25 protein-coding genes and 1 tRNA gene are annotated in these 22,086 nt (G+C 28.2%); 12 read left to right on the forward strand and 14 right to left on the reverse strand.

Annotation, left to right across the window (positions count from 1 at the left end; genetic code table 11):
- Positions 1-30: 30 nt before the first annotated feature.
- A complete protein-coding gene (gene aroB, locus MADAR_RS01090) occupies positions 31-1,077 on the reverse strand; it encodes a 3-dehydroquinate synthase (protein ID WP_014158694.1) in 1,047 nt (348 codons plus the stop codon).
- 252 nt (positions 1,078-1,329) lie between these two features.
- Here aroB and MADAR_RS01095 point away from each other — a divergent pair, with 252 nt between their 5' ends.
- Complete coding sequence (locus tag MADAR_RS01095) at positions 1,330-1,983, forward strand: DedA family protein (RefSeq protein WP_014158695.1); 654 nt, start codon at positions 1,330-1,332, stop codon at positions 1,981-1,983.
- Between the two features lie 6 nt (positions 1,984-1,989).
- On the opposite strand, the gene MADAR_RS01100 is transcribed toward MADAR_RS01095, so the two are convergent.
- From MADAR_RS01100 to MADAR_RS01110, 3 genes are read right to left on the reverse strand one after another with little or no spacing between them, the layout of a single operon-like run.
- Positions 1,990-2,421: a nucleoside deaminase gene (locus MADAR_RS01100; protein WP_014158696.1), complete on the reverse strand. Its 432-nt coding sequence runs from the start codon at positions 2,419-2,421 to the stop codon at positions 1,990-1,992.
- 3 nt (positions 2,422-2,424) lie between these two features.
- Positions 2,425-3,021 (reverse strand): 50S ribosomal protein L25, encoded by a 597-nt coding sequence (locus MADAR_RS01105; RefSeq protein WP_041178032.1) that lies wholly within the window; start codon positions 3,019-3,021, stop codon positions 2,425-2,427.
- Between the two features lie 8 nt (positions 3,022-3,029).
- On the reverse strand, positions 3,030-3,965 hold the full coding sequence (locus tag MADAR_RS01110) for a ribose-phosphate pyrophosphokinase (RefSeq protein ID WP_014158698.1): 936 nt from the start codon (positions 3,963-3,965) through the stop codon (positions 3,030-3,032).
- Positions 3,966-4,000: 35 nt separating this feature from the next.
- On the opposite strand from MADAR_RS01110, the gene MADAR_RS01115 reads away from it, so the two are divergent.
- Positions 4,001-4,798 (forward strand): thymidylate synthase, encoded by a 798-nt coding sequence (locus MADAR_RS01115; RefSeq protein WP_014158699.1) that lies wholly within the window; start codon positions 4,001-4,003, stop codon positions 4,796-4,798.
- Positions 4,799-4,849: 51 nt separating this feature from the next.
- Here MADAR_RS01115 and thrA read toward each other — a convergent pair whose 3' ends face one another.
- Positions 4,850-7,309 (reverse strand): bifunctional aspartate kinase/homoserine dehydrogenase I, encoded by a 2,460-nt coding sequence (gene thrA, locus MADAR_RS01120; RefSeq protein ID WP_014158700.1) that lies wholly within the window; start codon positions 7,307-7,309, stop codon positions 4,850-4,852.
- 181 nt (positions 7,310-7,490) lie between these two features.
- Here thrA and MADAR_RS01125 point away from each other — a divergent pair, with 181 nt between their 5' ends.
- Both MADAR_RS01125 and ureC read left to right on the forward strand, forming a co-directional pair.
- A complete protein-coding gene (locus MADAR_RS01125; RefSeq protein WP_014158701.1) occupies positions 7,491-8,120 on the forward strand; it encodes an urease subunit gamma in 630 nt (209 codons plus the stop codon).
- On the forward strand, positions 8,117-9,823 hold the full coding sequence (ureC, locus tag MADAR_RS01130; RefSeq protein ID WP_014158702.1) for an urease subunit alpha: 1,707 nt from the start codon (positions 8,117-8,119) through the stop codon (positions 9,821-9,823). Before MADAR_RS01125 ends, ureC begins: the two co-directional genes overlap by 4 nt.
- 5 nt (positions 9,824-9,828) lie before the next feature.
- On the opposite strand, the gene MADAR_RS01135 is transcribed toward ureC, so the two are convergent.
- Both MADAR_RS01135 and MADAR_RS02980 read right to left on the reverse strand, forming a co-directional pair.
- Positions 9,829-9,911 (reverse strand) — tRNA-Leu (locus MADAR_RS01135).
- Complete coding sequence (locus tag MADAR_RS02980) at positions 9,894-10,328, reverse strand: dCMP deaminase family protein (protein ID WP_014158703.1); 435 nt, start codon at positions 10,326-10,328, stop codon at positions 9,894-9,896. The genes MADAR_RS01135 and MADAR_RS02980 overlap by 18 nt, the downstream gene beginning before the upstream one ends.
- Positions 10,329-10,369: 41 nt before the next feature.
- Between MADAR_RS02980 and MADAR_RS01140 the strand changes: the two genes are divergently transcribed.
- Positions 10,370-11,134, forward strand: a complete 765-nt coding sequence (locus tag MADAR_RS01140) for an RNA methyltransferase (RefSeq protein WP_238523422.1) — start codon at positions 10,370-10,372, stop codon at positions 11,132-11,134.
- Here the strand turns inward: MADAR_RS01140 and MADAR_RS01145 are convergent.
- Entirely contained in the window at positions 11,131-11,616 is a 486-nt protein-coding gene (locus MADAR_RS01145) for a ribonuclease HI (protein WP_148256088.1), read from the reverse strand. The two genes, MADAR_RS01140 and MADAR_RS01145, sit on opposite strands and share 4 nt — an antisense overlap.
- Before the next feature lie 18 nt (positions 11,617-11,634).
- On the reverse strand, positions 11,635-12,393 hold the full coding sequence (locus MADAR_RS01150; protein WP_014158706.1) for a 1-acyl-sn-glycerol-3-phosphate acyltransferase: 759 nt from the start codon (positions 12,391-12,393) through the stop codon (positions 11,635-11,637).
- A 121-nt stretch (positions 12,394-12,514) separates the two neighbouring features.
- Between MADAR_RS01150 and fbp the strand changes: the two genes are divergently transcribed.
- Genes fbp through MADAR_RS03100 form a run of 3 tightly spaced genes read left to right on the forward strand, consistent with a single transcriptional unit; the run spans position 12,515 to position 13,896 of the window.
- The gene (fbp, locus tag MADAR_RS01155; RefSeq protein WP_014158707.1) at positions 12,515-13,507 is read left to right on the forward strand and encodes a class 1 fructose-bisphosphatase; all 993 of its coding nucleotides are present in this window, start codon (positions 12,515-12,517) and stop codon (positions 13,505-13,507) included.
- A 16-nt stretch (positions 13,508-13,523) separates the two neighbouring features.
- A complete protein-coding gene (locus MADAR_RS03040) occupies positions 13,524-13,682 on the forward strand; it encodes a hypothetical protein (protein WP_158306296.1) in 159 nt (52 codons plus the stop codon).
- 22 nt (positions 13,683-13,704) lie between these two features.
- The gene (locus MADAR_RS03100) at positions 13,705-13,896 is read left to right on the forward strand and encodes a hypothetical protein (RefSeq protein ID WP_083812383.1); all 192 of its coding nucleotides are present in this window, start codon (positions 13,705-13,707) and stop codon (positions 13,894-13,896) included.
- Here MADAR_RS03100 and MADAR_RS01160 read toward each other — a convergent pair.
- Both MADAR_RS01160 and pyrF read right to left on the reverse strand, forming a co-directional pair.
- Positions 13,881-14,462, reverse strand: coding sequence for a MarC family protein (locus MADAR_RS01160; RefSeq protein WP_041177988.1), 582 nt, complete (start codon positions 14,460-14,462; stop codon positions 13,881-13,883). The two genes, MADAR_RS03100 and MADAR_RS01160, sit on opposite strands and share 16 nt — an antisense overlap.
- Before the next feature lie 82 nt (positions 14,463-14,544).
- Positions 14,545-15,939, reverse strand: a complete 1,395-nt coding sequence (pyrF, locus tag MADAR_RS01165) for an orotidine-5'-phosphate decarboxylase (protein WP_014158709.1) — start codon at positions 15,937-15,939, stop codon at positions 14,545-14,547.
- 60 nt (positions 15,940-15,999) lie between these two features.
- Between pyrF and MADAR_RS01170 the strand changes: the two genes are divergently transcribed.
- Positions 16,000-16,947: a dihydroorotate oxidase gene (locus MADAR_RS01170; protein WP_041177989.1), complete on the forward strand. Its 948-nt coding sequence runs from the start codon at positions 16,000-16,002 to the stop codon at positions 16,945-16,947.
- Here MADAR_RS01170 and proS read toward each other — a convergent pair.
- Positions 16,944-18,410 (reverse strand): proline--tRNA ligase, encoded by a 1,467-nt coding sequence (proS, locus tag MADAR_RS01175; protein WP_041177990.1) that lies wholly within the window; start codon positions 18,408-18,410, stop codon positions 16,944-16,946. The two genes, MADAR_RS01170 and proS, sit on opposite strands and share 4 nt — an antisense overlap.
- A 74-nt stretch (positions 18,411-18,484) precedes the next feature.
- Between proS and rpmF the strand changes: the two genes are divergently transcribed.
- The 3 genes from rpmF to accC are packed head-to-tail and all read left to right on the forward strand — an operon-like array spanning position 18,485 to position 20,521.
- Positions 18,485-18,661 carry a 50S ribosomal protein L32 gene (rpmF, locus tag MADAR_RS01180; RefSeq protein WP_014158712.1) on the forward strand — a complete coding sequence of 59 codons (177 nt, stop codon included), beginning with the start codon at positions 18,485-18,487 and terminating at the stop codon, positions 18,659-18,661.
- A 24-nt stretch (positions 18,662-18,685) separates the two neighbouring features.
- Positions 18,686-19,165, forward strand: a complete 480-nt coding sequence (gene accB / locus MADAR_RS01185) for an acetyl-CoA carboxylase biotin carboxyl carrier protein (RefSeq protein ID WP_014158713.1) — start codon at positions 18,686-18,688, stop codon at positions 19,163-19,165.
- A 3-nt stretch (positions 19,166-19,168) separates the two neighbouring features.
- A complete protein-coding gene (accC, locus tag MADAR_RS01190; RefSeq protein WP_014158714.1) occupies positions 19,169-20,521 on the forward strand; it encodes an acetyl-CoA carboxylase biotin carboxylase subunit in 1,353 nt (450 codons plus the stop codon).
- On the opposite strand, the gene prfA is transcribed toward accC, so the two are convergent.
- Both prfA and MADAR_RS01200 read right to left on the reverse strand, forming a co-directional pair.
- Positions 20,503-21,615, reverse strand: coding sequence for a peptide chain release factor 1 (prfA, locus tag MADAR_RS01195; protein ID WP_014158715.1), 1,113 nt, complete (start codon positions 21,613-21,615; stop codon positions 20,503-20,505). The genes accC and prfA overlap by 19 nt on opposite strands.
- A gap of 10 nt (positions 21,616-21,625) precedes the next feature.
- On the reverse strand, positions 21,626-22,009 hold the full coding sequence (locus MADAR_RS01200) for a DUF4293 family protein (protein ID WP_014158716.1): 384 nt from the start codon (positions 22,007-22,009) through the stop codon (positions 21,626-21,628).
- Positions 22,010-22,086 lie beyond the last annotated feature (77 nt).

Genomic DNA, 22,086 nt, shown 5'->3' on the forward strand with positions numbered 1-22,086 from the left:
GCATAATTTAAAGAAAATATTATCAATCAATTAGTTTCTTTGTAAGAAACTTTCCTTGATTAAGGAATAAGGAACCTGACAGTTGTAGGAGCAAATCCCTATTTCCTTTAATAAAGAAAACTGTATTTTATTCATTTCATTTTTTTTATCATGCTCCATGATTGAAAATATTTGATCCATTTCTGAATCAGATATTTTTTTAAGTGGATACATTCCAGAAAGAATAGATTTTATTTCTTGATAATCTTCTATGGATAACCCATTTATTTTGTGAGAAATCCAAGATTCATAAACCATTCCCATAGCAATAGCTATCCCATGTAAAATTTTTTTTTTAGAATCCATAAAATAACTTTCTAAAGCATGACCTATAGTATGTCCAAAATTAAGAATTTTTCTTAATCCTTTTTCTTTAGGATCTTTTTCTACAATTTTATTTTTTATCAATATGGATTGATAAATTAAATCATCCCATTTATTATTTTTATTATTTTTCATATCGATCCAAAAATTTTTATCTGCTATTAATCCATGTTTAAACATTTCGGCCATTCCTGAAATCAATTCTTTTTCAGGAAGAGTTTTTAAAAATATAGGATCGATGATCAAAAATTCTGGAGGGTTAAAAGATCCTATTTCATTTTTAATGGATTCTAAATTAACCCCCGTTTTGCCTCCTATAGAGGCATCTACCATTCCTAATAACGTTGTAGGAATATTAATGAAACGAACTCCTCTTTTAAATACAGAAGCTACAAATCCACCAATATCTGTAATAACACCTCCTCCTAAATTAATCATTAAACTATTTCTATTGGCCTTTAAATTTTCCATATCTTTCCATATCTTAATACAGGTATAAATATTTTTTTCTTTTTCTCCTGACTTAATTTTAATGACATTGGATCTTTCTAAAAGATTTATATGAGATAAAAGAATTGGAAGACAATGTATATAGGTACAATGATCCACTAAAATAAATGTATTCTCTATAGGATACACCTCATTAAGAAGATAATTTTTCAATTTATTATAAGCCTCTTCATTAAAGAAGATATTTGTTTCGAACAACGACATACATGAATGCTTTCTTTTTAGAACAAAATTAATCAATTTTAGATGATTATTATTAATCGATAAAGTGATAGATTTTGTATAACCAAAAAATTAAAAAAATGAAAAAAACAATTAGGAAAAATATATTTGGTCCCCATCCTAAAATATCAATAAATTTGAACAAATATTCCATAAAAATAAATATTTTTAGAATCTATTTAAATTTTCTATAGCTTTATAGGATCGTACTCAATCAATATAAAAAAAAATAAAATGTCAGATATTTGGGATTTTTTTCAGCATTTGTTCAATCCTAGATGGATTTTTTTCTATTTTGGAAATACGGCTTTATTTATTCTTTTAGCCATTGTTTTTGCAGAAACAGGGTTCTTTATCGGTTTTTTCTTACCCGGAGATTCTTTGTTATTTACTGCTGGAATTTTTGGAGAAGACTTATGTAAAAATTTTTACAATGTTCCTTTTTTTGTTATTATTTTAATTGTTTCAATAGTTGCTATTCTTGGAAATATGCAAGGATATTGGATAGGATATAAATCTGGAAATTTATTGTATAAAAAAAAGGATACCCTTCTTTTTAAAAAAAAACATTTTATCATAGCAAAATTATTTTATAATAAATACAAAACAACGGCTCTTATCATGAGTCGATTTCTTCCAATTCTTCGTACTTTTTCTCCCATTGTAGCAGGTGCTATACGTGTGGATTTTAAAAAATTTATGATTTATAATATTATCGGAGCTATTTCTTGGGCTTCTCCAATAATGTTAGCTGGACATTACTTAGATAAAAGTTTCCCAGAATTAAAGAATCATTTGGAATGGATCATTTTTATGATTGTTTTAATGACTACGTTTCCAGTATTCCTTAAACTAAGAATCATAAAAAAGAAAAAAGTACTTATCTAATATGGATTATTTTCTTTTGAAAAAGAAAAACTTTTGTAGAATAGTCCTACATTGATTTTTCATTACTCCAGATAAAAATTTTGTTCTAGGATGCAACTTAATTCCTGTATATAAAAATCCTCTTTTAGAATTTCTCGCTCCACATACTACTCTTCCAATTTGAGACCAGAATAAAGCTCCCGCACACATAATGCATGGTTCAATAGTCACATATAAAGTGCATTCTCGTATATATTTTTCTCCTAAAAAATTAGAAGCGTAGTTTATTACCAACATTTCCGCATGTGCGGTTATATTACCTAAAGTTTCGGTTAAATTATGAGCTCTAGCTATGACTATATTTTTATATGTTATTGCAGCTCCTATAGGAACTTCATTTTCATGAAAAGCAATCAAAGCCTCTTCGAGAGCTATTTCCATAAAATAAAGGTCACTCATTTATTAGTCTTTTTTTTCATCTTGAGAACTCTTACTACTATTAGTTGTTGTTGTAGTTGTACGAGAATGTTTCACTCTTGCTATAAGAGTATTGATAGGATGTAAAATGGTATATTCTTTTTTAGATATATCTTTTACTGTTATTTTTTCTCCTATATTTAAACGACTAATATCCAGTTTTATATATTCTGGAAAATAAGATGGAAGAGCTTTTACTTTTAATTTTCTAATCGGAGAATAATATTCTCCTCCCCTAGAAACCCCAATAGGCATTCCAAAAGTTTTTACAGGAATTTCTAATGTTATAGGTTTGTTATCCTCAATCTTGCAAAAATCAGCATGCAATATTCTTTCACTAATAGGATCTAATTGTATTTCTTTTTGAATTGCATTTATGTTCGTTCTTTCTCCTTCTATTTGTATATTTACCCAATTTAATGTTGTATGTATTAAGTTTTTGAAACTTTCCAATGCAGTAGAAAATGGAATATTAATATTCTTTCCATATAAAACACAAGGAACCTCTCCTGAAAATCGAATGGATCTAACAGCTTTTTTTCCTATGTTTCTTTTTTTTCCATATATATTTATATATTTCATATTATTCATTAAATTATAAATTTATGACTGATGGATTCGTCATTGTGTACTGATTGCATTACTTCTGCAAAAAGAGGAGCGCAGGACAATACTCTTATTTTTTCACTATTTTTTATTATTATTGGAATGGTATCCGTAACTACTAATTCTTCTAGAGCTGATTTTCTTATTTTTTCATAAGACTTTTCTGATAAAATTGGATGAGTAGCTATGGCACGTACACTTTTAGCCCCTTTCTCTTTGATGAGATTAGCTGCTTCTGTTAAAGTTCCAGCTGTATCTACCATATCGTCTATGAGTATGATATTTTTTTCTTTTACATTTCCAATAAGATTCATAAAATCTATTTCATTTGCTTTCTTTCTTTCCTTATAACAGATTACTACATCTGTTCCTAAATAACCAGCATAACTTCTAGCCCTTTTTGCTCCTCCCATATCTGGAGAAGCCATGGTTAGTTTATCTATATTTAATTTTTTAATATAATCAATAAATATTCTAGATGCATATAAATGATCTACAGGAATATCAAAAAAACCCTGAATTTGATCTGCATGTAAATCCATGGTCATGACTCTTGTAGCTCCTGAGGCCACTATTAGATTAGCTACAAGTTTTGCTGCAATAGGAGTTCTAGGTATATCCTTATGATCTTGTCTTGCCCATCCAAAATAGGGGATGACAAGTGTTATATCATGAGCAGAAGCCCTACGAGCTGCATCACACATTAGGAGTAATTCCATTAAATTATCCACTGGAGGAAAAGTAGATCCAATCAAGAATACTCGTGATCCACGAACCGATTGTTCAAAACAAGGTGTATATTCTCCATCTTTAAATTTCAAAAAACAAATCTTTCCTAAAACATTCCCATAATAATAGGCAATCTTTTCTGATAGTTTTAACCCACTTCTTGTCGAAAAGAATAGTACCTTTTGATTCATAATTATTTTTTTTTATACAAAAATACTCTTTATAAATGAAACAATATTTAAATTTATTAAGAAAAGTATTAAAAAATGGAATGAAAAAAATGGATCGTACTGGAATAGGAACGAGAAGTTTATTTGGATATCAAATGAAATTTGATTTAGAGAAAGGTTTTCCTCTTTTAACCACAAAAAAATTAAGTATACGATCCATTATTTATGAATTATTATGGTTTTTAAAAGGAGATACGAATATACAATATTTAAAAAAAAATAAAGTATCCATTTGGAATGAATGGGCCAACGAAAATGGAGACCTTGGTCCAATATATGGATTACAATGGCGAAAATGGCCTACTTACGATGGTCATTCTATTGATCAAATAGTTAACCTTATAGAAGAAATGAAATTAAATCCTAATTCACGACGTTTAATAGTTTCTTCTTGGAATGTAGGTATGATTCAGAATATGGCTTTACCTCCCTGTCATTTACTTTTTCAATTTTATGTTTCGGACAAAAAAAAATTATCATTACAATTATATCAAAGAAGTGCAGATATTTTTCTTGGATTACCTTTTAATATAGCTTCTTATGCTTTATTACTTACTATGATAGCAAAAACTCTAAATTTTAGAGAAAAGGAATTAATCCATACTATAGGGGATGCCCATATTTATCATAACCATATAGAACAAGTTCAACTACAAATACAACGTAAACCGAAACCATTGCCAAAAATTATTCTAAATCCTTCCATCAAGAATATTTTTGAATTTCGTTTCGAAGATTTTGAATTAATAAATTATAAACCTCATCCTCATATCAAAGGGGACGTAGCCATTTAGATCTTTTTGAATAAAAAAAAATCGTTGTTCTATCGTTTGTGAATGGATTCATTATTTAGTAGCTTTAATAATATCCGACAATACTCCAGAAGCAATAACATCTGCTCCATCTCCACTTCCTTTTATAATCAGAGGGTGTTCGTCATAACGAGAGGTGTTGTATACAACCATATTATCTTTCCCTTCTAGTTGATAAAAAGGATGGGTTGGTTTAACCGATTCTAAACCTATAGAAGCCCTTCCATTTTCGTAACGAGCAATAAAACGTAATCGTTTTTTTTTCCTTTCTGATTCCTTTCTAATTACAGAAAAATAATCTCTGTATCTATGTAATTCTTGATAAAAATTTTCTATGGAAATTGCATTCGAACAACTTTTAGGAAGAAAAGATTTATGACCAATATCGCTTAGTTCTAATGGAGATCCACATTCTCTTGCTAAAATAAGTATTTTTCGCATTACATCTAACCCGCTAAGATCTATACGAGGATCTGGTTTTGTATACCCTTTGTATTGGGCTTCTTTTACAACTTCTAAAAAAGATTTTTCTCCTATAAAATGATTGAAAATAAAATTTAAACTTCCAGATAATACAGCTTCTATCTTCTTTATTTTATCTCCACCATTTATAAGATCGTTAATAGTACTAATTACGGGAATACTAGATCCTACATTGGTTTCGAATAAAAATGGAGATCTAAAATGTTTGGAAAGTGTTTTTAATCTTTTATAATGATTGTAATCAGAAGAACAAGCTATTTTATTGCAAGTAATGACTCCAATTCCATTTTGAAAAAATTTTTCGTAAGTCATAGCCATTTCTTCACTAGCTGTATTATCGACAAATAAACTATTCCTTAAATTAAACTTACATATTTCTTCCATAAACGAATAGACATTCATTCTAATCCCATTTTCATTCAAAATTAACCTCCATTTACATAAATTTATTCCTTTACCGTCAAAATACATTTTTTGACTATTGGCTAATCCAATTATTCTAACTTTAAGTTTTAATTTTTCCAGTAAGTAATTTTTCTGTTGATCAATTTGTTCAATCAATTTACTTCCTACTTTTCCAACTCCGCAAATGAAAAGATTAATTTGTTTTGGATATTTTTCAAAAAATGTTTCATGCAAAGTATTTAAGGCTTTTTTAAAATCATTTTTACGAATAACAGCTGATATGTTTTTTTCCGTAGATTCTTGCGCTATTGCTATAACATTGATCCCATTTTTTCCTAAAGAAGAAAACATTTTTCCACTGGTCCCATGAAGATTTTTCATATTGTCTCCTACTATAGAAATGATACAAAGGTTTTTTTCTATTTTTAATGGATCCATTATTCCTTGATGTATTTCCAGGGAGAATTCACTATCTATTATAGATTGGGCTTTGATTATATCCATTTCATGTATTCCTGTAGTTATGGAATATTCTGAAGAGCTTTGTGTTATAAAAATAATATTTATTTTTTCACGTGATAAAGCTTCAAATAAACGTTTGGAATAACCTGAAATTACTCCTATTCCCTTATTTCCTTCAAGAGTAATAAAAGCTAAATTCTGAATTCCAGAAATTCCAGTAACTGGCTCTTGCTGACTGATATTCGTCTTTTTTTTTTCAATATGGATTAAAGTTCCTGGATCTGTAGGAGAAAAAGTATTTTTAATTTGTATAGGAATCTTTTTTCTCATAGCAGGGTGTATTGTTGGAGGATAAATAACTTTAGCTCCAAAATTAGATAATTCCATTGCCTCTTCATAAGAAATTTTCTTGATAGGAAAAGCTTGATCAACAAATTTTGGGTTGGCCGTCATCATTCCACTAACATCCGTCCATATTTCAAGTAAATTTGCAGATATAGCAGAAGCTAAAATAGCGGCAGTGTAATCAGAACCCCCTCTTCCAAGAGTAGTTGTCTCGTGTTCGGAAGTAGAACCTATAAAACCTGGAAAAACAATATATTCTGATGTTTTTTCACGAAAGAATTGAATTATATGATGATTACTTGTCCTAAAGTCAACTTTTGCACATCCAAATTGGGAATCTGTTACAATTAATTCTCTACTATCTTTACAAACAGCGTTTAAACCATATTGTTTTAGTTTTTCCGTAATAATAAAGGAGGAAGTAAGTTCTCCAAAACTCATGATTTTATCTAAAGAACGTTTTGAAAGCTCTTTAACTTGAAAAATTCCGTGACATAAATTTTCTAGATATTTTATATTTTTTTTGATATAACCAATCATATCACTTTGATAAGATAGAGGAAATAAATCTCTGATGATGTTTAGATGACGAATCTTTATTTTTTCTAAAGTATTTTTATAAGTATTTTTTCTTTCATAAGCTAATTTTCCACATTGTATCAATTGATCGGTAATATTTTCTAATGCGGATACCACAATAGCATATCTTCCTTTTGGTTTTTTTTTCAATAAATAACAAATACGTTTTATGGAATCGGAATTAGCTACGGAACTTCCCCCAAATTTTAAAACTTGCATTTTCTATTATAGATAAAATAATTTTCCAAAAAAAAAAGAGGATGACAAAAATAATGATAATTTGCAGAGAGAGGAATAATTGATTTTATATTCAATTATTTATTTATCATGTAAATTAATACCACTTAAAAAAAATAAAATATTTCATAACTTTGAATGTTTTTTATAAAACCAAGAAAGTATGCACTTAAATTCTTATGAAAGGGAAAAAATTATTCTTTACATGGCTGGAGAATTAGCGAAAAAACGTTTAGAAAGAGGATTGAAATTGAATTATCCTGAATCTGTAGCTTTAATTACTCATTATGTTATGGAAGGAGCACGTGATGGAAAATCAGTGAAAGAACTTATGGATGAAGCAGGAAATATTCTTCATGATGATCAAGTTATGGATGGAGTAGATGAATTACTCAAATATGTTCAAATAGAAGCCACTTTTCCTGATGGAACAAAACTAGTAACCATTCACCATCCTATTAAAAAAAACATTCAAAAAAAATCCAATTTAATTCCAGGAGAATATGATCTTCTTAAAGAAAAAGTAGTTTTACTAACTGGAAGATCTCGTATAAAAAGAATAGTGTATAATACTGGGAATCGTCCTATACAAGTCGGATCTCATTTTCATTTTTATGAAACCAATCTTGCTCTTCATTTTGACAGAAATGGAACTCAAGGATATAGACTAGATATCCCTTCTGGGAGATCGGTACGTTTTGAACCATTGGAAACAAAAGAAGTTCTATTGGTAAAAATAGGAGGAAGTAAAAAAGTTTATGGATTTTCCGGTAAAGAAAATATAAAAATATGAAAAAAATAGATAGAGAATCTTATGCAAGGATGTATGGTCCAACAAAAGGAGATAAAATTCGTTTGGGAGATACTTCTTTATGGATTGAAATAGAAAAAGATTATACAATTTATGGAGATGAATGTGTTTTCGGAGGTGGAAAAGTAATTCGAGACGGAATGGGACAACATCCATTTGCAACAAGAGACGAAGGAATCCTGGACTTAGTCCTAACTAATGCTATTATTATTGATCATTGGGGAATCGTGAAAGCAGATATTGGAATAAAAAATGGAGTCATTGTTGGAATTGGGAAATCCGGAAATCCATATTTTATGGATGGAGTAACGAAGAATATGTATATTGGAGCGGGAACCGAAGTTATTTCTTCTGAAAATATGATTGTTACAGCTGGGAGTGTGGACAGTCATGTTCATTTTATATGTCCTCAATTATTGGAAGTAGCTTTAGAAAACGGAACTACCACTATTGTAGGTGGAGGATCAGGTCCTACTACTGGTACCATAGCTACTAATTGTACTTCAGGAGTATGGAATATTCAACGAATGTTAAAAAGTACAGATCACATTCCTATAAATTTTCTTTTTCTTGCCAGTGGCAATAGTTCTCATCCTCAGGCCTTAATCGAACAAATAAAGGCTGGTGCTGGTGGTTTAAAAATTCATGAGGATTGGGGAAGTACTCCATATGTTATAGATCAATGTTTAGAAGTATCGGAAAATCTAGATGTACAAGTGAATATTCATACAGACTCCTTGAACGAATCAGGTTATGTGGAGGACACCTTAAAAATATTTAAGGATAGGACTATTCATACTTATCATACGGAAGGAGCAGGAGGTGGACATTCTCCTGATTTACTGAAAGTAATATCTTATTCCAATGTGCTTCCATCATCTACAAGTCCCACTATGCCTTATACTTGTAACACTATTGATGAACATTTAGATATGTTAATGATATGTCATCATTTGGATTCAAATATTCCAGAAGACATCGCATTTGCTAAATCACGAATACGATCTGAAACTATTAGTGCTGAAGGAGTATTACACGATATAGGAGCTATTAGTATGATGAGTTCTGATTCTCAAGCTATGGGAAGAATTGGGGAGATCATAAAACGAACTTGGCAGACAGCCGATAAAATGAAAAAACAACGAGGCTCTCTAAACAATGATTCCTATAGAAATGATAATTTTAGAGTAAAAAGATATATATCTAAATATACTATAAATCCTTCTATCACTCATGGGATTTCAGAATATGTAGGATCCATTCATATTGGAAAAATGGCCGATTTGGTGTTATGGAAACCCTCTTTTTTTGGAGTAAAACCAGAATTAGTTATAAAAAGTGGAATGATTGTATACGCTAGTATTGGAGATCCTAATGCTACTATACCTACTCCTCAACCGTTTATGTATCGTAAGATGTTTGGTTATTTTGAACAAAAATTGAGTAGTATTTTTATTTCTATACATGCAATAAATGATGGATTTATAGAAAAAAATGAAATAGAAAAGGAAATTAAGATAGTAAAAGGATGTCGTTCTTTATCCAAAGGAGATATGATATTAAATGAAGAAACTCCAAATATAAATATAGATCCAAAAACTTATGGAGTTTATATCAATGGAGAAAGAATACAATCAAAGCCATCGGATATTTTACCGCTTTCTCAAAGATATTTTTTATTCTAAAAGAATACCCAGAGCGGGATTCGAACCCGCATGATTTTACATCACTGAATTTTGAGTTCAGCGCGTATACCTATTCCGCCATCTGGGTACGTAATTGATCGATTATAATTTTTGATTTTTTCAAAAAATTTAATTCATCATTTATGATGGAACATTGATAGAAATAGACAACTCTTTCAATTTTAGATTGATGAATTAATTTACTACATTCTTTACAAGGAAAATGTGTAATATATAAAGTAGCTCCTTTACAGGATTGTGAAGAATAAGCCAATTTTAATATGGCATTTGCTTCTGCATGCAAAACATACCATTTAGTATATCCATTTTGATCTTCACATATATTATCAAAACCACTTGGTGTTCCATTATATCCATCAGAAATTATTCTATTATTTTTAACTATAACAGCTCCTACTTTTTTCTTTTTACAATAAGAGAATTTGGACCATTCCATGGCCAAATTCATATAATTCATATCATTTTTTTTATAAATTTCATTCATAACTCATTAGTTTTATGGAAAGAATATATGGTCCACACAATATGAAAATTAAAAAATTAATAAAAATTAATAAAAAAAATAATAAAAAAATATTTCTTGTTGAAGGAATTAAAGAATTTGAAATGGCTATAAAAGGGAATTTTTTCCCCATAGAGATATTCATATGTAAAAATATATTCCATCAATATAATATGATTAAATCATTTAATGATATTGTTTGTTTTATTAACATTAAAGCCTTTCAAAAATTTTCATGTAGGAAAAATTCGGGTGGAATTATTGCTTTATTTAAGAAAGAAGTTTCTAATAATTTGAGAAATATAAAAGTACCCAAAAACCCTTTTATTCTTGTATTGGATGGGATAGAAAAACCAGGAAATTTGGGATCTATATTAAGGACAGCTGATGCAGCAGGGGTACATTTTATTATATTATGCAATACAAAAACATATATTTTCAATCCAAATGTTATTAGATGTAGTTTAGGATGCGTTTTTACAAAGAAAATTTTTGTAGAAGAAATAAAATCCATTATTGCTTGGTTACAAGAAAATAAAATAGAAATTGCAGTAACAGGATTTCATAAAAAAAAATCTATAGAATTATATCAAACTCAATTTTCTTCCCATTTAGCCATTGTTTTAGGATCAGAAAGCAAAGGAGTATCCAAAATTTGGTTAAAGATAGCCCACAAAATAATAACTATCCCCATGTTCGGAAATATTGATTCTATGAATGTGAGCAATGCTACATCTATAATTATATATGAAGTAATCAGACAAAGGAAATTACATAATTTTTCCTAATTAATTTTTTTGAAATTTTGTTTTTCATATACATAATCAATTTGTAAATTTTTTCCTTTTGAAGCTGCTACAGATAATTGATCACAATAATTATTAATACAATGAAAGTGATGCCCTTTAATCCATTGAAAAACAATAAAATGCTGGTTAAATATATCTAAGAATCGTATCCATAAATCCACATTTTTTTTTTTTCTAAAATTGTTTTTTTTCCATTGATAAATCCAATTTTTTTGAATAGCATTTACTATATATTTAGAGTCAGTAAAAACAATAATATTTTGTTTTTTTTTTATTATTTGTTCTAGACCAACTATTACGGCTAAAAGCTCCATCCGATTATTGGTCGTATAACGAAATCCTTCGGAAATAACTTCTCTATGAGAAGTTCCTACTATTTCTATAAAAATAGCATATCCTCCCGGTCCAGGATTTCCTTTAGAAGAACCATCAGTGTAAATATGAATTTTTCTACTACTCACGAATTGATCATACAATGTTTAATTGTTTATTTTTTCACGTTCGAATTTTTTCAATTGAAACTTTATTAGATTAAAACATTTTTCTTTTAAATAATTTTTGTCCTTTAAAGACAAGTTTTTGGTGGAAATAGAATGATGTTGTTTGATACGTATTCTACCAGGACCCCCTTTGATTATAGTAAAACTAGGAAATTTTGTTTTGATGTCTGCTATAGTAAACGGAACAATGGATATTTTTTTTCTTATTGCAATAGAAAAAGCTCCACTTTTAAAATGATCTAAGAAAATAGAGGGATTAGGAACTCCACCTTCTGGAAAAATACATACACTTTTTCCAGAATCTACTTTTTCTTGTATTTGTTTAAACACTTGTATACAACTGGATAAATTTTTTCTATCTATTAATATATTACTTTTTCTATAAACAAAACCAAAAAAAGGAAGTTTAGCTAGTTCCGCCTTTCCTACAAAAACTAAAGGATTCTTTCTCATCAAAGAATAAATCAACATAACATCCATGATGGAACTGTGATTACTGATAATCACGTATTGTTTGTTTTTATCTAGTATTTCTTCTTTTTCTAATACATACCAGAATCCCATAAGAAAAAGATTACTTCTAGCCCACATTTGATGAAACCAATAAGCAATGTGATAATATTTATCCTTAAAAAGAAATGGAACAGAAGCTCCTGCCCATAATGGAATGAGAAATAAGTTTATTAGAAAAAACCATATTCTCCATAAGAATATTAAGGATGTTTGAATTATTTTCATTAATCAATAAAATTAATCAAAAAAATATATGCATATTGAAAAATATTTTTCATTTTTGTTAAAAAATTTATAACTTTTTTTTTTAAAAAATTGTCTGTTTTTTTTCTTTAGAAAAAAAAACATGTATACATTGGGAGAGTTTATTATAGAAAATAGGGATCGTTTTTTGTATTCTACAGAAGAATTGTTACGTTTGTTTAGCTCCATTAAATTAGCGGCTAAGGCTATCAATAAAGAAGTAAACAAAGCAGGTTTAACAGAAAAAATTATAGGGAGTTCGGGGATAACTAATATACAAGGAGAGAATCAACAAAAATTGGATGATTTTGCACATAGAGTTTTCATAGAATCATTTAAAAGCAGAAATGTAGTTTGCGGAATAGCTTCTGAGGAAAGCAAAGATTTTATAGTTATTGTGGAAAAGGGGGAAAAAGAAAATCCTAAATATATTGTTTTGATAGATCCATTGGATGGGTCTTCCAATATAGATGTAAATGTTTCTATTGGAACTATATTTTCTGTGTATATAAGACGAACTCCTATTCCAATGGATTTAACAATAGAAGATTTTTTGCAGAAAGGAAATAAACAAATATTAGCAGGATATATTATTTATGGATCATCTACCATATTAGTCTATACAACAGGAAATGGAGTCCATGGTTTTACTTTGGATCCCTCTATTGGAACTTTTTATTTATCTCATCCAAATCTTCGTTTTCCTGAAATAGAAAGAATTTACTCTATTAATGAAGGAAATTATGCTAAATTTCCTAATGGAATAAAAAAATTTATAAAATATTGTCAAGAAAAAAAAGAAAATCGTCCTTATACAGCACGGTATATTGGATCTTTAGTAGGGGATTTTCATAGAAATATGATACAAGGTGGTATCTATATTTATCCTAAAACGGAACATTCTCCAGAGGGGAAATTAAGATTACTTTATGAATGTAATCCTATGGCTTTTTTAACAGAACAAGCTGGTGGAAAAGCTTCTGATGGAAAGAAAAGAATTCTAGATATAAAACCTTTAAATTTACATCAAAGGACTCCATTTATTTGTGGACCTGTAAGAATGGTTTCTAAATTGGAAGAATTTATGGATCGGTAAAAATAAAACAAAAAATATGGAAGTAAAATTGAAAGGGAAGAACAATATTATTGATACAATGAAATACGGAAAAACATTTTCCGATTTTCCAATTTATACATCAATACTATTGTATCCAAAGAAGAATATGAAAAGAATAGAACTAATTGGAACTTTGGTAAAAAAAAAATTTTAAAAAGTCAGTTCATAGAAATAGAATCAAACGGTTATTACGATCTTCTTTTTTATTGAATAAATCTGTTTTAGAAAAAAATATAGTGGATGGTTATCATATTGTCTTTCTTTATCAAGGAAAATTTATACCTAAATTCAAAGAAATTGATCAATCCATGAAAACAATATTTTATGAAATAATAAGATCAATAAATCAGGATCATAATCCTTGTTGAAATAATTGACCAACATTTGCTCCAAAAATCTTCACGGAAAATGCAAGTAAAACAATTCCAAATATTTTTTTTAGTATATCTAAACCGTTTGTTCCTATTTTTTTAGCGATAAAATCACATCGGTCTATAACAAAATAGACAACAATCATATTCAATATTAGAGATAAAAGAATAATGTTAACATCATAAGTTGTTCTTAGTGAAATTAGAGTAGTTAAAGATCCTGGTCCAGCTATAAGTGGAAAGGCTATTGGAACTATAGAAGTTTGAGCATTTTCTGTAACTTTATGGATATCTATTCCTAGTATCATTTCTAATCCAATTAGAAATAACACTATAGATCCTGCTACAGAAAAAGAGTTAACATCTACACCAATGATTTTGAGCATAGGTTGTCCTAAAAATAAAAAAGATAAAAATATAAGAAGAGAAGTGATTATCACTTTTTTAGTGTCTATAATGTTTCCTTTGGATTTAAAACTCATAATTATGGGAGCATTTCCTAATATATCTATAATGCTAAAAAGAATCATAAAACAACTGATTAATGAATTAATCCATTCCATATTATTTATTTTATTGCCCAGTAAGTAGTGGAAATACAAACATAATATTTTTCACCAATTAAAAAAAAAAACTTTACATGTTTTAATTTTTGGACAAAGTATTTTTTTTAAAAAGGACGTTTTCGTAGGCTTTCCATCCTGAATTTCTATATTTTTCTGCCAGTATTTTTGGATTATTCGATTGATAAATCGCTTTTCCAACGATAATAAAATCGCTACTATTCTTAATAAAAGCTTGATTAGGATGAATGTAGGTATTTCCCCTACAATTTTCTTTTGAATCAGAAAAATGTATACCAGGAGTAAATAATAATAATCTATCGTCCACTTTTCTTTGAGCAACTGTTCCAATGACTTTAGAATTTTTTAAAGAAATATTTAATGCTTTTCTTATATAGTTATCATCAGATAATCTTCCAGAAGAAGACATTTCAGATATAGTAATTACCCCCATATTAGAAGGAATATTCAAGTTTTGTATACTTTCACTTCCTGCAAGAACATGGACCGTTATAATATCTGCCCAAGAAGATATTTTATGTATTCCATAATGTAATTGAAGATAATTTGTAGGTCCTACATCACATAATTTTCTATCTTCAAACAATAAAAATTTCTTTTCCATCGAAATTTTTTTAAGTGAATCGATAAATGAAAATGAAAAATCACTAATAATATCTACATGAATCTTTAATCCACAAATTTTATCCCCAATTAAATTTACCAATTTTAAAATTTCTTCAGAATATATTAAGTCAGCGGAAACTATCAAATTTGTTTGTTTTTTCAATGCTATGTCAAGAAGTTTTTTTCCTATAGGATGAGAAATTTTTTCTTTCTTTTCTTCATAAGAAATACGTTTTCCTTGAATATTTTTTAATTTTTTTTTCTTGAAAAAAAATTGAATTATATGTATTTCTTCTTTTTTTAATAGATTTTTTTCTTTCAACATCTTTAAAATTTCTCCTAGACGAAATAAAGATCGTATGTTGAATCCTCTATTTTTTAGATTTTCTATTCCTCCTTGTTCACGATCAAGAATGGATAAAATATTTTTGATAATTAATCCTTCTTTTTCAAGATCTATTACAGTTTTTAACAAACTGTCTCCACTTGTTATAACATCTTCTATAAGAAGGCAATTTTGTCCTTTCTTGTAAATTCCTTCTATCATTCGTTTTGTTCCATAACCTTTATTTTCTTTTCTTTTAATAATTAAAGGAATATTAGATCTTAACGATAAAGTAGTCGCTATAGGTAAAGCGGCATATGGAACTCCACAAATCAATTCAAACACGTGATATGGGACTTCCTTCAAAATCAAATCCGATAATTTTATTAATAAATCGGGTCTAGAAGCAATTGGACGAAAATCTATATATATAGGAGAATTCATTCCACTTTTTAAGGTAAAACAACCAAATTTAATAATTCCTAAATTATAAATTTTATAAAAAAAATGTTCTTTTTCCTTCATAAAAAAAACCTGTTTCGGTAAATTTAAAAAATTTATACTTGTGGGATTTTTTGCTAATTTATAATCATGAAAAAAATAGATATTTCCACTAATATAAATGGAATAAAATTTCCATCCTGTATCATGAATGCTTCAGGAGTTCGTTGTAGTACAGATAAAGAGCTTTCCGATCTTTTGATTAGTTCTTCTGGAGCTGTTGTTACAAAAAGTTGTACTCTAAAACCAAGGAAGGGAAATTTAAAGCCAAGATATTTCGAATGGAATATTGGAAGTATCAATTCTATGGGATTGCCAAATCTTGGAATAGATTTTTATTTGGATTTTTTCGAAAGAAAAAATTATAAAAAACCTTTTTTATTATCCGTATCAGGACTTTCTATTGAAGAAAATTATATTCTTCTTCGTAAAGCCAATCTTTCTTCAAAAATTAGTGCTATAGAATTAAATTTATCTTGTCCAAATATAGTGGAAAAAGGAAATAAAGTATTAGGTTACGATTTTTCTAAGGTTTCGTATTTTCTGGATAATCTATTTAAATTTTATAAAAAACCTTTAGGAGTTAAACTCCCGCCTTATTTTGAAGATGAGAACTTTATAAAAATGGCTTCTATTTTAAATAAATATCCTCTTTGTTTTGTTACTTGCATTAATAGTTTACCCAATGGCATTTTCATCGATATAAATAAAGAATCCGTTGTTATTCAACCAAAAAAAGGATTTGGAGGAATAGGAGGTATATCTATCAAACCATTTGCATTGTCTAATATTTGTAAATTTTATACTTATCTTCGTAAAGATATTCCTATAATAGGATGTGGAGGAATTTGTTCTGGAAAAGATATATTTGAACATATATTATGTGGGGCTTCTGCAGTTCAGGTTGGTACTCAATTTATAAAAGAAGGAATTACTGTATTTGATAGATTAATTCAAGAATTCATTTTAATTCTAAAAAATAAACAATATTCATCCATAAATAATTTCAAAGGAAAATTAAATGTTTTCTAGTAAGATTTTGCAAAAACGACTCGTTGACAAGAAGGTTTTCCAGAGTAAATACATTTTCCAGTTTCGTTTTCATTGTTGATAGGAATACAACGTATAGTAGCTTCCGTTTCTTCTTGTATTTTTTTTCCTGTACTCATTGTTCCATCCCAATGAGCAAGAATAAAACCTCCTGTTTCATTGATTCTATTTTTAAAATCTTCATAATGATCTAAGCAAACAGTCAATTTTTTTGTTTTGTTCAAAGCTTTTTGATAAATATTTCTTTGTATTTTTTCAAGAAGTTCTGGAATAAATGTGATTAAACTATTCCAAGATACATATATTTTTTCGTAAGTATCTCTTCTAAATACTTCTGCTTTCTCCATTTTAATTTCATTTTTTCCAATACTAATTCGTATGGGAATTCCCTTCATTTCGTATTCATTAAATTTCCATCCAGGAGTAAAAATATCTCTGTTGTCATACTTTATACTAAGTTCTGTTTTTTTTAAAATATTCTGAATCTTTTCAACTATTTCATTAATTTTTTTTAATTCTTTTTTGTTTTTATATATAGGAATAATAACAATTTGTATAGGAGCTATTTTAGGAGGTAAAACCAATCCATGATCATCTGAATGTAACATTACCAGTCCTCCTATTAACCTAGTGGAAATTCCCCATGAAGTAGACCATACATATTCTTTTTTTCCATTATGATTAGTAAATTGGACATCAAAAGCTTTTGAAAAATTTTGTCCAAGAAAATGAGAAGTTCCAATTTGTAAAGCTTTTCCGTCTTGCATGAGGGCTTCAATACAATATGTTGTTTCAGATCCAGAAAATTTATCCATAAAAGGTTTTATTCCCTGTAATACAGGAATAGCCATGCAATTTTCAGAGAAATTTGTATAGATATTCAATATTTTTTTAGTTTCTTCTATAGCTTCTTTTTTTGTAGAATGAGCGGTATGACCTTCTTGCCATAAAAATTCAGAGGTTCTTAATAACAGACGAGTACGCATTTCCCATCTAATGGCATTTCCCCATTGATTGTAAAGAATAGGTAGATCTCTATAAGAATGAATCCAACGTCGGTAAGTTTTCCATACGATACTCTCAGAAGTAGGTCGGATTACTAATTCTTCTTGTAATTGATATTTTGGATCAATAGTCAATGTTTCTTCGTTTCTTTTAAACTGAGAATGCGTAACTATAGCACATTGTTTATAAAAATTTTGAATATGTTTTTTTTCTTTCGAAAAAAATGATTTGGGGATTAATAAGGGAAAATAAACATTTTTGTGTCCGGAATCTTTAAACATTTTATCTAATTTATTTTTCATAATTTCCCATATAGAAAATCCATATGGTTTAATAATCATAAAACCACGAACACCAGAAAATTCTGCCAATCCAGATTTAATGACAATATCATTATACCATTTAGAATAATCCTCCTTACGTTTAGTTAATTGCATAATGGAATAATATAAAAAAATTATTTTTATTCTGCATTCAATTTTATTTATAAATTAGTGATTCTAAAATAAGAGTAATGGCACATCCTAAAAGAAGACAGTCTAAATCAAGAAGAGATAAAAGAAGAACTCACTTAAAGATAAGAAAACCTCTATTAATTCAATGCCCTTTAACACATCAACAACATTTATATCATCACGCTTATTGGCATGAAAAAAAACTATATTATAGAGGAAAAATTGTATTGGAATAATTCCATCATAAATTTTTAAAATTTATGGATTACAAAAATATTAAATCGTTGATTCAATTTATTTCTAAATCGGATATTCATGAAATAATGATTAAGATAGGAGAAACAGAAATACATATTAAAAATAAAATCGTTAGAAAAAAAAATGCATTGGATCAAATTGTTTTTAACAAAAATAATCAAAGAAATCCTTCCTATATTTCTGATTTTTCCGATAGGTTTTCTAAATACGAAGAAAAAAAACCTAATAATAATCGGTATATTACCATAAGATCTCCTATGATTGGAACCTTTTATCGTAGACCACATCCCAATCAAGAACCTTTTGTAAAGGTTGGAGATGAAATAAAGATAGGGACAAAAATTTGCGTAATAGAAGCAATGAAATTATTTAATGATATAGAATCTGAAGTGAATGGAAAAATAGTTAAAATTCTTGTAGAAGATTCTACTCCAGTAGATTATGATCAACCTTTATTTCTTTTAGATCCTATGGAAGAATAATTTATGTTTAAAAAAATATTAATAGCTAATCGTGGTGAAATAGCTTTACGGATTATACGAACAGCTAAAGAAATGGGAATAAAGACAGTCGCTGTTTATTCTACAGCAGATAAACATAGTCTTCACGTTTATTTTTCAGATGAAGCGGTATGTATTGGTCCTCCTTCTCCATATCAATCTTATTTGAATATTCCTAATTTAATATCCGCTGCTGAAATTACGAATGCAGATGCCATTCATCCTGGATATGGTTTCTTATCCGAAAATGCCTATTTTTCATCTATGTGCATCAAACATGGGATTAAGTTTATAGGTCCTCTTCCAAATCATATAATTCAAATGGGGAATAAAATTTCAGCTAAAAAAATTATGAAAAAAGCTGGAATTTTGTGTTTGCCTGGATCGGATTGTTTTGTTGAATCTTCTTATAAAGAAATAGAAAAAATAGCAGAAGAAATAGGATATCCAATTATTATTAAAGCAGTTTTTGGAGGTGGAGGAAAAGGAATACGATCTGTTTTAGATAAAAATGGATTAAAATATTCTTGGGAAGAAGCTAAAAAAGAAGCTTTATCCTGTTTTGGAAAAAAAGACATGTATATAGAAAAATTAATCATAGATCCAAGACATATAGAAATACAAATAATTAGCGATCAATATGGAAGATCCTGTCATCTATCAGAAAGAGATTGTTCTATTCAACGAAGAAACCAAAAATTGGTAGAAGAAGCTCCTTCTCCTTTTTTAACCACATCTTTGAGAAAAAAGATGGGAGAAGAAGCTGTAAAAGCTGCAGAATTCATTCATTATGAAGGAATAGGAACTATAGAATTTTTAGTGGATAAAGATAGAAATTTTTATTTTATGGAAATGAATCCCAGAATTCAAGTAGAACACCCTATAACCGAAGAAATAACAGGTTTGGATTTGATACAAGAACAAATTTTTTTGGCTTGTGGAAAAAGACTTTCTGGAAAAAATTATTATCCAAAAATGTATTCAATAGAATGTAGAATCAATGCAGAAGAACCTTCCCAAGATTTTCGTCCGTTTCCTGGACAAATTACTCAGATGCATATTCCAGGAGGAAAAGGAGTACGTGTAGATACACATGTTTATGCTGGATATAGGGTTCCACCTTATTATGATTCTATGATTGCGAAAATTATTACTACAGCAAAAAGCAGAAAGGAAACTATTGAAAAAATGCGTCGATCATTAGATGAATTTGTGATAGAAGGAATTCGTACAACTATTCCTTTTCATAGAGAATTTATGCAAAATAATGATTTTTTAAAAGGAAACTATAATACAAATTTTTTAGAAAAACTTCACTATTACAATTCCAACTGTTGATTTTTTTTATTTTTTTCTTCAAAAATTTTTAGAAGATCAATCATTTCTTGAATATTTCCATTCATGAATCCTACAATATCATAAATTGATTTATGAATTCTATGATCCGTTACTCTACTTTTAGGATAATTATAAGTTCGTATTTTTACGGAACGGTCTCCTGTAGAAATTAAAGATTTTCTTTTGATAGATCGTTCTTTAATTCGTTTTTCCATTTCGTTCTTATAGATACGTGATCTTAAAACCTTCATAGCTTTTTCAAAGTTTTTGTGTTGAGAACGTTCTTCTTGGCATTCCACTGTTATTTTACTTGTAATATGAGTCAATCGCACAGCGGATTCTGTTTTATTTACATGTTGTCCTCCGGCTCCACTGGATCGAAACGTTTCTTTTTTTATATCAGATAGATCTATGTTCATTTCTACACTTTTTATTTCAGGGAGAACAGCTACTGTAATAGCAGATGTATGTATTCTTCCTTGAGACTCAGTTCTTGGAATTCTTTGAACCCTATGTACTCCAGATTCCAATTTTAAATTGGAATAGACTCCTCCTTTTTTTTTTACATCATTTCCACTTACCTCTAAAATTATTTCTTTATACCCTTTAATTCCTCCCTTTTGAGAATGTAGTATTTCATATTTCCAACCTACTTGTTTAAAGTACATGATATACATTCGTAAAATGTCCTCTACAAAAAGACAAGCTTCATATCCTCCTGTTCCAGAACGTAATTCTACGATAGCATTTCTATGATCTTCTTCTACTTCTGTTATGGAATCGGATAATAGAAAATTATATGATTCTTTTTCAATAGAAGATAAATCTTCTAAAATTTTTTTTTTTTCCAAGGATGCTATTTCCTTCATTTCAGGATCTGAATCGTTTTCTAAAACATTTTTTGCTTCTTGAAGAGAGAATAATTTGTTTTTGTATCTCTCGTAGAGAGACATTATCTTTTTTAATTTTTGATATTCTTTGAATAAAATTTTATATTTCTTTTGATTAGATAGAGGTTTTAAAATAAAATTTGAAATTTCATGAAATTTTTTTTCCAATACTTCAAATTGATTGAGCAATGAAGATCTTTTCATAGGTATTTATTTATCGTATTCTATTTATAGAATGAATCAATTCTAAATCTTTTTTTATTGCTTTATTAGAAAGAGATAAGAACAATATCATTGATAAGAGAAGAAATAAATTCGTTTTTCTTAAAAGTTTATTTTGATAACATGAAATGAAAATAATTGATAGAAAAGTAGTACTATTTATAATTATATTTAAATAGTTACAAAATATTTGTATGGATTTTTTTTTAAAAAGAAGAATACTTAAAATAGATAAGATCAAACATATAATTATAAAAGTAAAAAATATTTTATCCAAAAAAAAGGGATGTATTTGGGTATTAGGATAATAATATAAAGAAATAGAAGATATTAGCACAGATAAAAATAAATAAAAAGTTTGTATCCTATAGAACATAAATTAAAAAAATTTTATTTAAATTAATTTGTATAATTGCATTTACCATCTTGAAGCCAAGATTGGCTAATATATAA

Source organism: Blattabacterium sp. (Mastotermes darwiniensis) str. MADAR, from assembly GCF_000233435.1.
Lineage (GTDB): Bacteria > Bacteroidota > Bacteroidia > Flavobacteriales > Blattabacteriaceae > Blattabacterium.